Below are 12,227 nucleotides of genomic sequence, written 5' to 3'. Positions count from 1 at the left end.
AATGTATAAAAAACAGGCCGATACAATAAGATTTTTATGTGCTGACATGGTACAAAAAGCAAATTCAGGTCACCCAGGCGCACCGATGGGGCTAGCTGATATAATTGCGGTTTTAAGCACTCATCTAAATCACAATCCCAAAAACCCATCTTGGTTAAATAGAGATAGATTGATCTTTAGTGGTGGTCATGCTAGTAGCTTGGTTTATAGCTTTTTATATCTTAGTGGATATGATATTAGCTTAGATGATTTAAAGGCGTTTCGCCAACTCCACTCTAAGACTCCAGGCCATCCCGAGATCGAGACTGCTGGTGTAGAGATCGCTACGGGGCCTCTTGGCCAGGGCGTGGCAAATGCTGTTGGCTTTGCTATGGCGGCTAAATCGGCTGCGAATTTGCTAGGTAGTGATATCATAAATCACAAGATCTATTGTCTATGTGGAGATGGCGATTTACAAGAAGGGATTAGCTATGAGGCCTGTGCGCTTGCGGGTAAGCATAATTTGGATAATTTAGTAATAATCTATGATAGCAATGAGATTACCATTGAAGGAGATACAGCTATAGCGTGGTCTGAGGATGTAAAGGTGAGATTTGAAGCGGCTGGATTTGAGGTAGCTAAGATAGATGGTCATTGCTATGATGAGATTGAATTTGCCCTAAATGAAGCCAAACACAAAACCAAGCCATATCTAATAATAGCCAAAACCAAAATCGCTAAAGGCGCTGGCGAGCTAGAAGGGAGCCACCACGCTCATGGCGCTCCGCTTGGTGCTGAGATTATCGCTAAGGCTAAAGAAGCGGCCGGATTTGATCCGAATTTGAGTTTTTTTGTAGATGATGATGTGAAATTTTGGTTTAATCTAGCCTTAGAAAGGGGTGATTTGGCAAATGCTTTATGGGATAAGAAAGTAAGCGAGTTAAGCCAAGATAAAAAAGAGCTGTTGAATTCACTTTTAAATCCTGATTTTAGCAAGATAGAATTTCCTGTTTTTAACGCTCAAAAGATAGCTACAAGAGATAGTAATGGTAAAATTTTAAACGCTATCGCCGCTGCTTTGCCAGGTTTTATAGGTGGTAGTGCAGATTTAGCGCCTAGTAATAAAACAGAGTTAAAGGGCTTTGGTGAGTATCCAAACGGCAAAAATCTACACTTTGGTATCAGAGAACACGCTATGGCTGCGATCTGTAATGCCTATGCTAGGTATGGAATTTTCATCCCATTTAGTGCGACATTTTTTATATTTAGCGACTATCTCAAAGCTGGAGCTAGACTTGCGGCGTTAATGAGACTTAAACACTATTTTATCTGGACGCACGATAGTATCGGAGTAGGTGAAGATGGCCCAACACATGAGCCAATTGAGCAGCTTAGTACATTTAGAGCAATGCCGAATTTCTATACATTTCGCCCAGCTGATGGCGTGGAAAATGTAGAGTGCTGGAAGGTTGCGCTTAGGCTCAATGCGCCGTGTGCTTTTGTCTGTTCAAGACAGGGATTAAATCCATTAGATGAGCCTAAATTTGGTGGCGTGGCAAATGGTGCTTATCTCATCCAAGAGAGCCAAAATCCGCAAATTACACTAGTAGCTAGCGGTAGTGAGGTTGGATTATGCCTTGAAGCATCTAAATTATTAGAAAATAGTGGTATTGGCGTAAATGTCGTCTCTGCGCCTTGCTTTGAGCTTTTATGCGAGCAAGATGATGATTATATCAAGCGTATATTTTCGCCTAATACTAAAATTTTAGCCGTAGAGGCAGCAAGTGCGCTTGAGTGGTATAAATTTGCTGATAATGTGCTTGGAATGAGTTCATTTGGTGCTTCAGCTCCAGCTGATGAGCTATTTAAATATTTTGGATTTAGTGCTACAAATGTAGCTAATATCGCTAAAGAGATGATCAAATAAACTCTAGCCAATTGGCTAGAGTTATAATACAAATTTAGAGTGTTTTTTAAGTAGAGTAAATAGCTCTAAACGCTCTGTGTTGTTATTTACTAATACACTTAGATTAAAGCTTTTGAATTTGGCATTTTTACTAGTGTGAGAGCTTTGAAGTTTGTATTCTCTATCACCTACGCACTCTTTTATAATGCTTTTTTCATCGCTTAAACTATCAAATATTACCTTATATTCCCAAAATATTGGATAGATTATTTCTGGTTTTTTATTATTAAAATCGCAAATTTCAGCCATCATTTCTCCTATATTCTCCACTTTTACCGCCACTTTTAGATTCTAGAGTTATATTGCTAATTACCATGGATTTATCAATAGCTTTTATCATATCATAAATAGTCAAAAGCCCAATACTAACACTGTTTAAAGCCTCCATCTCTACGCCTGTTTTACCATGAGTTATAACCTTAGAAATGAGCTTAAAACCTGGCAAATTTGGCATATCTTCTATATTGATATCAACTGAATTTATATAAAGTGGATGGCACATAGGAATTAGCTCGCTAGTGCGTTTAGCCCCCATAATTGCAGCGATAACAGCAGTTTGTAAGACAGGGCCCTTTTTACCTGTGTTTTGCTTAATCGCATTGTAAGCTTCTTGCGACATTGTGATAGTGCCACTAGCGATTGCGACTCTTTTGGTGGTATCTTTATCGCCTACATCTACCATTTTGGGTATATTTTTTTCATTTAAATGTGTTAGCATTTTTATCCTTTTTTGATTGATTATATCAAATTTTATCTTAATTATTTTCATTTTATCTTATATTTATCATATATTAAAAAATTAATTATATAATTAAAGCTCCTAAACAAATAACCTCCTTTTTGTAAAGACACTCGCTCTTTTGAGTGGGTGTTTTATCCGTTTTTAACCAGTATTTATTTTACTTATTGTTTTGGGCAGATGTCCGAGTGGTTGAAGGAGCACGCCTGGAACGCGTGTAAGGTGAAAGCCTTCGGGGGTTCAAATCCCTCTCTGTCCGCCATGAATTATAAAAAATATATTAAAGTTTTAATTTATATGGATTATTTAAATAATAAAAAGACCGCCGAAGCGGCCTATGGCATTAGAGTCTTGACTCATAGCGTCTAAGCATATAAAGCCTTTTAAGCATTTTTTTACGAGCTGAGATTTTTTGTTTTTTACGAATTTCAGTCATAGGCTCAAAAAAGCGTCTAGCACGAACTTCAGTAACAACTAAGTTACGGTCAGTTTGTTTTTTAAAGCGTCTATATGCTTCATCAAAAGACTCATTTGGATGTACCTTAACTCCTGGCACGATCCTCACCACCTTTCGTTAAAATTTGAGCGGTGATTATAACCAAAAATAACTTAAATTTAAATTTCTTAAACAAATAATAAAATTTGATTTAACTATATTTTAATATAATAAGGTTATAATTACGCCAAAAATCAATAAGGAATTATCAATGTCTTGTACGCCTACACACTATACCAAACGGCGATATATTGGGTATTTGATCGTTACGATTGTCGCTTTGGTGCTTCCATTTATCCGCATTAATGGCAATCATCTATTTTTGCTTAGTTTTGATAAAAAGCAACTCCATCTATTTTTTACTGCTTTTGATATGCAAGAGCTCTATTTAATGCCGTTTTTGCTTATTATTTTGTTTTTGAGTATATTTTTTCTCACTACTTTGGGCGGTAGGGTTTGGTGTGGATGGACCTGTCCGCAGACGATATTTCGTGTGATTTATAGGGATTTAATCTGCACCAAAATACTTAAAATTCGCAAAAATATCAAAGATAAACAAAAAGAATTTGATGAAAATATCATTAAAAAATTTATATCAGTAATCATCTGGATAGCTCTAGCTTTCATAGCTGCGAGTAATTTTATGTGGTATTTTGTACCACCTGAGGATTTTTTTACTTATCTTGCTAATCCAGCCGAGCATAAGCTTTTAGTTGGAATTTTAATAGGTATTACAACATTTTTAGTTTTTGATGTGGTGTTTTTGGCTGAGAATTTTTGTATATATGTTTGCCCGTATGCTAGAGTGCAAAGCGTTATGTTTGACAATGATACAATTCAGGTGATTTATGATGAAAATCGTGGAGGTAAATTATATGATGGCCATACAAAATTAGGTAAAAAGCCAACTACTCCAGGTGCTGAGTGTATAGGTTGTGAGGCTTGTGTAAGAGTATGCCCAACTCATATAGATATTAGAAAAGGTATGCAGCTTGAGTGTATTAACTGTCTTGAATGTAGTGATGCTTGTAGCGAGGTAATGGGCAAACTAGGCAAAGAGAGCTTAATTAATTGGACTAGCGCTAAGGCTATTAAAACTAGAAGTAAGGTTAAATATTTTAGATTTAGAACAATTGGCTATATGATTGCATTATCTATTGCTGTGATTGCGCTAGGGCTAATGACAACCAAAAAAGAGCATATGTTATTAAATATAAATAGGGCTACTCAACTTTATAGTATTAAGGTACTTGATGATAATACACCAAAAGTGCAAAATGCATATACATTTTTAATACAAAATACTGATAATGTTGAGCATTCATACTATTTTGATATCAATGAGACTAGAATTAAAATCGATAGACCACTTGAGCCTATTAAATTAAAAGCTGGTGGAAAGAAAAAAGTAATTGTGGTATTAAGCACAACACAGACGCTAGTAGATGATACAAGACGAGATACTCCAATAGATATTACAATTAATGCATATACCAAAGATGCTAAGGAGACAATTAGTGTTGATCGCAAAACTATCTTTGTATATCCTAAGCAGATTGAGCTAGAAAAAGCTATACAATCAAAATAAATTCACCTAAAAGGAGAGTAATTGCTCTCCTTTTAGATAATGAATATCAAAAATAATTTACCATATTAATTTTTTATTAACAAAAATTTTTGTAGAATACCAAAATTTAATTCAGTTCAAATACGCAATTTGAAAGGTTATTATTATGAATAAATTTGGTAAATTTTTAACTCTTGGCTTTGCTGCTTTGATGATAGTAGGTTGCAGTGATAGCAAAAAAAGCAATGCTCCACAAGCCGCTCGAGCACTTCCAGTAAGTGTAACTGTAGCAAAAATGGGCGATATTCCTATTAATCTTGAATTTAACGGTCAAGTTGTAAGCGAGATGGATGTAATAATCAAAGGCAAGGTAACTGGCTCTATTGAAAAGCAGTTTTTTACTCCAGGTAGTATGGTTAAGCAAGGCGATAAACTATATCAAATTGATGAATCAAAATATAGAGCAATCTATAATGATAGATTAGCAAATTTTAAAAACGCTAAAGCTCAATATGATAGAGCAGTAAATCTAAAAGCTAAAAATGCAATATCGGCTAAGGAATTTGACGCAGCTAGTAGCGCATACGGCTCAGCTTTAGCAAATTTAAATAACGCTAAAATTGATTTAGATTACTCTGTGGTGACTGCGCCTTTTGATGGAGTTATTGGCGATACACTTAAAGATGTTGGTTCATATGTTAGCACTACCGATAATGATTTAGTTCGAATCACAAAATTAAATCCAATATTTATTGAATTTGGAATATCAGATCGTGATAGGCTTGATATTGATGAAAAAAGCAAAAGTGGACAGTGGAAACAGCTACATTCAACAGTGCAGATAAAGTTAGCCAATGGTAATGAGTATAATGGAACTATAAGCTTTCTTGATAGCGTAGTAGATTCAAAAAGCGGCACTGTAAAAGCAAAAGCTAAATTTGATAATAATCAAACTCAAATTCGCCCAGGCGTATTTGCTGCTGTAAAAGTATATGGATTTTATCAAAAAGATGGATTTAAAATCCCACAAATTGCAGTATTACAAGATTTAGTAAATCCGTTTGTATATGTAGTAGAAAATGGCAAAGTATCAAAAAGAGCTATTAAAATAGCCTCTCAAGATGCCATTAGTGTTGTTGTATCAAGTGGATTAAAAGATGGAGATAAGGTAATTTTGGATAATTTTAAAAAGATTCAAGATGGCTCATCAGTCCAAATAGTAGAAACAAAAGGCGAGTAGATGTTTTCTAAATTTTTTATCAATCGTCCAGTTTTTGCCTGCGTAATATCTATTATTATAGTTTTAGCAGGTCTTATCGGTCTTAAAAATGCTGCTATAGAGGAGTATCCACAGCTTACGCCACCACAAATTGTGGTGCAAGCTACATATAGTGGCGCAGATGCTCAAACTATCGCAAGTGCAGTTGCAGCTCCATTAGAAGAGGCTATAAATGGCGTTGATGATATGATATATATGCAAAGTACATCAAGTTCAGCTGGTACAATGAGCTTAAATATTTTCTTTGAGATTGGCACAGATCCTCAAACTGCTTCAGTAAATGTAAATAATAGAGTAAGTCCAATTTTATCAAAACTTCCAGAAGAAGTTCGTAGAGTCGGTGTAAAAGTAGATGAAAGAAGTAGCAATATCTTAGAGGTTTTGGCTTTTTATGACCCAAGTAAAAAGATGAACGATACTGAGCTATCTAATTATGTAAGTATCAATGTTGCTGATGAGTTAAAACGCGTTAAGGGTGTAGGTGATGCTGTTGTAATTGGTAATAAAGAGTACTCTATGAGAGTATGGATAAAGCCAGATTTATTAAAGCATTATGATATGACTGTTAATGAAGTAATTAATGCTATCAAAGAACAAAACTCACAATATGCAGCTGGAAAGATAGGCGAACAACCTATGGCTACTGGAAATCCATATGTATATTCTATTAAGCCAGAAGGAAGACTAACTCAAATTAGCGAATTTGAAAATATTATAATTAGAGCTGATTTAAACGGAAATATTATTAAGTTAAAAGATGTTGCTAATATTGAGCTTGGAGCTCAAAGTTATGCATTTTCTGGACGCTTTAATGGCGGTAGTATGGTTCCAGTACTTATATTTTTACAAAGTGGAGCCAATGCTTTAGAAACCGCCCAAGCAGTTCAAGCCAGAGTTGAAGAGTTAAAAGATAATTTTCCAGGAGATATGACTTATAGAATAGCATATGATACGACTGAGTTTGTTCAAGTTTCAATTGATGAGGTTGTTAAGACTTTTATAGAGGCTATTATTTTAGTTGTAATTGTTATTTATATGTTCCTTGGAAATATTAGGGCTACATTTATTCCGCTACTTACTGTTCCAGTATCAATTTTAGGTGCGTTTGCTGGAATTTATGTAATGGGATTTTCAGTAAATTTAATTACACTTTTTGCACTTATTTTAGCAATTGGAATTGTCGTTGATGATGCTATTATTGTTATAGAAAATGTCGAGCGGATACTTCACGAAGAGCCAAATTTAAGTGTCAAAGAGGCTACCATCAAGGCCATGGATGAGATTATGGCACCGGTTATATCTATTGTACTAGTTCTTTCAGCGGTATTTATTCCGGTTGCATTTATGGAGGGCTTTGTAGGCGTGATACAAAGGCAGTTTGCGCTTACACTAGTTGTCTCTGTATGTATTTCTGGGTTAGTAGCACTTACTCTTACACCTGCGCTTTGTGCAATAATTTTACGCAAAAAAGAGAAACCACCATTTTGGTTTGTTCGTAAATTTAATGAATTTTTTGATTTTTCGACTAGGATTTTCTCTGCTGGTGTAGCTAAGATTTTACGTCACGTTATTATTAGTTTGATTAGTGTAGCGATTATTATATTTATGATGATTGAGCTATTTAAGGTTATTCCTAGCGGGCTTGTACCAGCTGAGGATAAAGGTAGTGTATTAACTATTATCAATCTACCTCCGGCATCTACTCTACCTAGAACGCTTGAAGATGCTGCGTTTATAGAGAGTATAGTATCTAAAAATCCAAATGTAAAAAGTGTTACTACACTAACAGGCTATGATATGATGGCTGGATCGCTTAGAGAAAATGCTGGTATGATGTTTATCACACTTCAGCCGTGGGATGAGCGTCCAGGTAAAGAGAATGCAGCTGCGACAATAGCAGGGCAGTTTATGGGAACTCTATATGGTTCTGATAGAAACTCATTAGCCTTTGTTACGACTCCACCTCCTATTATGGGATTATCAATGACTGGAGGATTTGAGCTTTATGCGCAAAATATCACAGGTAAAAACTATAATCAAATAGAAGCTGATGTACAAAGAGTTGTGGCTAAAGCAAATCAAAGCCCGGTTTTAACTCAAGTTAGAACCACGCTAGATACAAATTTCCCTCTATATAATTTAACTTTAGATAGAGAGAAAATCAAGATGATGGGAATCTCATTTAGCGATATATTTGATACGATAAATTCAACTATCGGTCAGTATTATGTAAATGATTTTAATATTCTTGGTAAAACATATAAAGTAAATATTAGAGCATATGAGAGTTATAGAGATTCGCCTGAAGATTTAGGATTGCTTTATGTACGTAGTAGAAGCGGTGATTTAGTACCATTAGATTCTATTATGACTCTTACAAGAGGTTTGGGGCCTGATAATGTTGATAGATTTAATGGTTTCCCAGCAGCTAAGATTATGGGTGAGCCAAGACCTGGATACACTTCAGGTGATTCTATTAAAGAGATTGAAAGAATCATTAAAGAGGAGCTTGGTAAAGAGTATAATATAGGCTGGGCAGGATCGGCATATCAAGAAGTTAGCAGTACTGGCAAGGGCGCTCAAGCTTTTGTGTTTGGACTTATATTTGTATTTTTGATTCTTGCAGCACAGTATGAGAGATGGCTAATGCCACTAGCGGTTGTAACAGCTGTGCCATTTTCTGTATTTGGAGCGTTAGCATTTACATATTTAAGAGGGCTTAGCAACGATGTTTATTTTGAGATTGGGTTACTTCTTTTAATAGGTTTGGCAGCTAAAAATGCAATTTTGATAGTTGAATTTGCTATGCAAGAGCATTTAGCAGGCAAAAGTATAAAAGACGCTGCCATTAGTGCGTCTAAGATGAGATTTAGGCCGATTATTATGACCTCTTTGGCATTTACTCTTGGGGTATTGCCTATGGCCTTAGCTACCGGCGCTGGAGCAGCATCACGCCACGCATTAGGCACTGGCGTTATCGGTGGTATGATAGCAGCATCTACTATTGCGATATTCTTTGTGCCACTATTTTTCTATATATTAGAAAGTTTCAATGAGTGGCTAGATAGAAAACGAGCTAAATTTGGAGCAAAAGATGAATAAGGTTATTACAATATTAATAGCAGCTATTATAAGTGGCTGCTCTCTTCGTCCTGATATGATTGAAATACAGCAAGAGTATAGATATCAAATGGATGTTTATAGCATCAATGAGAGTTGGTGGGAGAGTTTTGGTGATGAGAGGCTAAATTTACTCATTCAAAAAGCGCTGCAAAATAATAGTGATTTGTTAATTGCATTAAATAATATAGAAAAATCTAGAATTGCCCTAAGACTTGATAGAATAGAGTATTTACCAAATATATCTTTGCAAGGTGAAGCTAGCAAGAGCGATAAAGGCTATAATAATCCTACTGTTGAACAATTCTCTCTTAGTGCAGTATTAAGCTATGAGTTGGATTTATGGGGTAGAGTTCGCAATACTGCAAATGCGAGTGAAGCAGCATATAATGCTACTAAATTTGATTATGAAAGTGCTAGAATTAGTTTAGCAAGTAGTGTGGCTAATGCCTATTTTTTGCTAATTTCATTAAGAGAACAAGAGCAAATTTTAAAAGATACCCTAATCTCATATATCCAAAGTGTAGAGTATAGGGCTATGCAATTAGCTAGTGGTGAAATAGATGAGCTAGTATATGCCCAAACAGTAGCAACCGCAGATGAAGCTAGGGCCCAGCTAGCCGGATTACAAACTCAAATTTCACAAGCCAATTCAGCCCTTGCTATTTTAGTTGGTGGAAGTCTAGATGAAATTTTATACTCTGATATAAATGTCGCAACTAGATTGCCAAATTTACCACAAGTTCCAAGTGGGATTAGTTCAGATATATTATTAAAAAGGGCTGATGTCGCAAGTGCGTTAGAGAGGCTAAAATCGAGTAATTATCTAGTTGGTGTAGCTAGAACTCAGTGGCTACCAAAAATATCACTTACTGGTATCTTTGGATATTCAAGTGCAGATTTAGATAATCTAATAAGCGTTAATAAATCTATTTGGAGCGTAGGCGGAAGTCTTATTGGGCCACTTCTTGATTTTGGAAGAACATATAATAGTGTTGAGATTGCAAATTTAGAACAAAACGCATCTTTTTTGGCTTATGATAAAGCGGTTAAAAATGCTTTTAGCGAGATTAGAACCGCACTTGATAGTAGAAAAAACTCAATGATAAAAGCCCAAAGCACGGCAAATTTAGTCGCTAGTCAACAAAAGGTCTATGATATAGCTCAAAGTCGCTATGATGCTGGATATAGTAGCCATCTAGAGCTTTTGGACTCTCAAAGAAGTTTATTATCAGCAAAGCTTAGTTTAACAAGTGCAAATTTAGAGGCTGCAAATAGTGTAGTTGCCGTATTTAAGGCCTTTGGCGGTGGATTTGAGTATGAGAGCGATGAGGAAACTAAAGAGCTTTTAGGCATAAATGTAAATTCGCAAAATTAAATTAAATTTCAACTAAATATGCTATAATTGAGCCATTTTAAATTTTTTTAAGGAAAAGAATTGGATACTTACCCCATTATTATGATAATATTGGCGGCCATTTTTATACTTTTAAATGGCTTTTTTGTTTTATCTGAATTTTGTATTGTTAAGGTTAGAAGATCACGCTTAGAGGAGCTTGTCAAAGAAAAACGCCCCAATGCCAAACTCGCTCTAAGAATGTCAAATTCCCTAGATACCTATCTTAGTGCCACGCAGCTTGGCATTACACTTAGCTCTCTTGCACTTGGTTGGATCGGCGAGCCAGCTGTGGCCGATATCATCAGAGAGCCATTAAAAATTATATTTGATATTGATAATACCACTACTTTACACACGGTATCTTTTGTTATTGCTTTTAGCTTCATCACTCTTTTACATGTTGTCTTAGGCGAGCTAGTGCCAAAATCAGTAGCAATAGCCAAAGCCGAACAAGCCGTACTTTTGGTCGCTAGACCATTATACTTTTTTTGGCTTATATTTTTTCCTGTTATTCGCACATTTGATTTTGTAGCGGCTATGTTTTTAAAGCTTATTGGTATTAGACCTGCTAGAGAGAGCGAGTTAGCACACTCAGAAGAAGAGATTAAAATCATAGTCGGAGAGAGCTTAAAAGGCGGTGTTTTAGATAGTATGGAGAGCGAAATAATCAAAAATGCTGTGGATTTTAGCGATACAGTAGCCAAAGAAATTATGACGCCTCGTAAAGATGTGATCTGCTTAAATAAAAGATTAAGCTTTGAAGAGAATATGAGAATTGTAAGCCAAAGCAAATATACTAGATTTCCATATATAGATGGTAGCAAAGATAGCGTTTTGGGCATGATTCACATTAGAGATATATTGCAAAACGACCTAGATGGCAAGATAGAAAATCTTGATAAAATAGTAAGAAAGCTTATTATTGTACCTGAAAATAGTTCAATTTCAAAGATTCTTGTAATGATGAATAAAGATAGAATCTCAGCTGCACTAGTTGTTGATGAGTATGGCGGAACTGCTGGATTAGTAACTATGGAAGATATCATTGAAGAGATCGTAGGCGATATCAATGACGAACACGATGATAAAGATCAAAGCTATAAAAAAATCTCCGATGATACATATGAATTTAATGGTAGATTTGAGCTTGAAGGTGTTGAGGAGATTATGAGAATTCGCTTTGATGAAGAGACTGAGCAGCTTACGATTGGCGGATATGTCTTTAATTTATTTGAGCGTCTACCAGTAGTAGGCGATACTATAGAGGATCAAAACTGCTTATATGAAGTTGTTAAAATGGATGGAGCAAGTATTGGAGCTCTTAAAGTTACACTACTAAACTCAAGTAGCGATGAAGAGGATTTTGATTAATAATCATCTTTAATATTTGAGCAATAAGCAAAATTTATAATTAAATTTTCTTATTGCTTTTTTCTTTAATTGCATCCATTTTTCATTTTCTTTTTACTTTATTATAATCCAATACAGTATATAAACCAAAAACTCTCAAATTCACTCTTATCCATAGCCAACCCATTAACCTCCCCAAAACCCTCAAATAAATTACACCCCCATAATATTTAATATCTCACCTAATCTAAATTCCACTCTAAAAATTATAAAATCACTTAGCCTAAATCTATAATATATAATCTAAATTTAATTAATTACTCAAATTTATT

The 12,227-nt window shown here is 35.2% G+C and carries 9 protein-coding genes and 1 tRNA gene; 7 read left to right on the top strand and 3 right to left on the bottom strand.

The genetic code is table 11. The features are described from left to right. The first annotated feature begins 1 nt into the window (after position 1). Entirely contained in the window at positions 2–1,906 is a 1,905-nt protein-coding gene (gene tkt / locus CIGNP91_RS04840) for a transketolase (RefSeq protein WP_086253545.1), read from the top strand. 21 nt (positions 1,907–1,927) lie between these two features. On the opposite strand, the gene CIGNP91_RS04835 is transcribed toward tkt, so the two are convergent. Further along, positions 1,928–2,194, bottom strand: a complete 267-nt coding sequence (locus CIGNP91_RS04835) for an HP0495 family protein (protein ID WP_086225421.1) — start codon at positions 2,192–2,194, stop codon at positions 1,928–1,930. Continuing rightward, on the bottom strand, positions 2,187–2,663 hold the full coding sequence (gene moaC / locus CIGNP91_RS04830; RefSeq protein WP_086253632.1) for a cyclic pyranopterin monophosphate synthase MoaC: 477 nt from the start codon (positions 2,661–2,663) through the stop codon (positions 2,187–2,189). Before moaC ends, CIGNP91_RS04835 begins: the two co-directional genes overlap by 8 nt. Before the next feature lie 195 nt (positions 2,664–2,858). Here moaC and CIGNP91_RS04825 point away from each other — a divergent pair. Then, positions 2,859–2,946 (top strand) — tRNA-Ser (locus tag CIGNP91_RS04825). An 81-nt stretch (positions 2,947–3,027) separates the two neighbouring features. Here CIGNP91_RS04825 and rpsU read toward each other — a convergent pair. Beyond that, positions 3,028–3,240: a 30S ribosomal protein S21 gene (gene rpsU / locus CIGNP91_RS04820; protein ID WP_002848116.1), complete on the bottom strand. Its 213-nt coding sequence runs from the start codon at positions 3,238–3,240 to the stop codon at positions 3,028–3,030. Between the two features lie 151 nt (positions 3,241–3,391). On the opposite strand from rpsU, the gene ccoG reads away from it, so the two are divergent. The 5 genes from ccoG (at position 3,392) to CIGNP91_RS04795 (ending at position 11,916) form a co-directional block, all read left to right on the top strand. Next, the gene (gene ccoG, locus CIGNP91_RS04815; RefSeq protein ID WP_086253544.1) at positions 3,392–4,768 is read left to right on the top strand and encodes a cytochrome c oxidase accessory protein CcoG; all 1,377 of its coding nucleotides are present in this window, start codon (positions 3,392–3,394) and stop codon (positions 4,766–4,768) included. A 145-nt stretch (positions 4,769–4,913) separates the two neighbouring features. After that, positions 4,914–5,987 (top strand): efflux RND transporter periplasmic adaptor subunit, encoded by a 1,074-nt coding sequence (locus CIGNP91_RS04810; RefSeq protein WP_086253543.1) that lies wholly within the window; start codon positions 4,914–4,916, stop codon positions 5,985–5,987. After that, on the top strand, positions 5,988–9,128 hold the full coding sequence (locus tag CIGNP91_RS04805; protein ID WP_086253542.1) for an efflux RND transporter permease subunit: 3,141 nt from the start codon (positions 5,988–5,990) through the stop codon (positions 9,126–9,128). Next, positions 9,121–10,524 (top strand): efflux transporter outer membrane subunit, encoded by a 1,404-nt coding sequence (locus CIGNP91_RS04800; protein WP_086253541.1) that lies wholly within the window; start codon positions 9,121–9,123, stop codon positions 10,522–10,524. Before CIGNP91_RS04805 ends, CIGNP91_RS04800 begins: the two co-directional genes overlap by 8 nt. Before the next feature lie 81 nt (positions 10,525–10,605). After that, a complete protein-coding gene (locus tag CIGNP91_RS04795) occupies positions 10,606–11,916 on the top strand; it encodes a hemolysin family protein (RefSeq protein ID WP_086253540.1) in 1,311 nt (436 codons plus the stop codon). Positions 11,917–12,227 lie beyond the last annotated feature (311 nt).

The organism is Campylobacter sp. P091, assembly GCF_002138935.1.
GTDB classification, from domain to species: Bacteria; Campylobacterota; Campylobacteria; order Campylobacterales; family Campylobacteraceae; genus Campylobacter; species Campylobacter devanensis.
The sequence above is the reverse complement of the archived record's forward strand: the minus strand, read 5'-3'. Positions and strand labels throughout refer to the sequence as shown.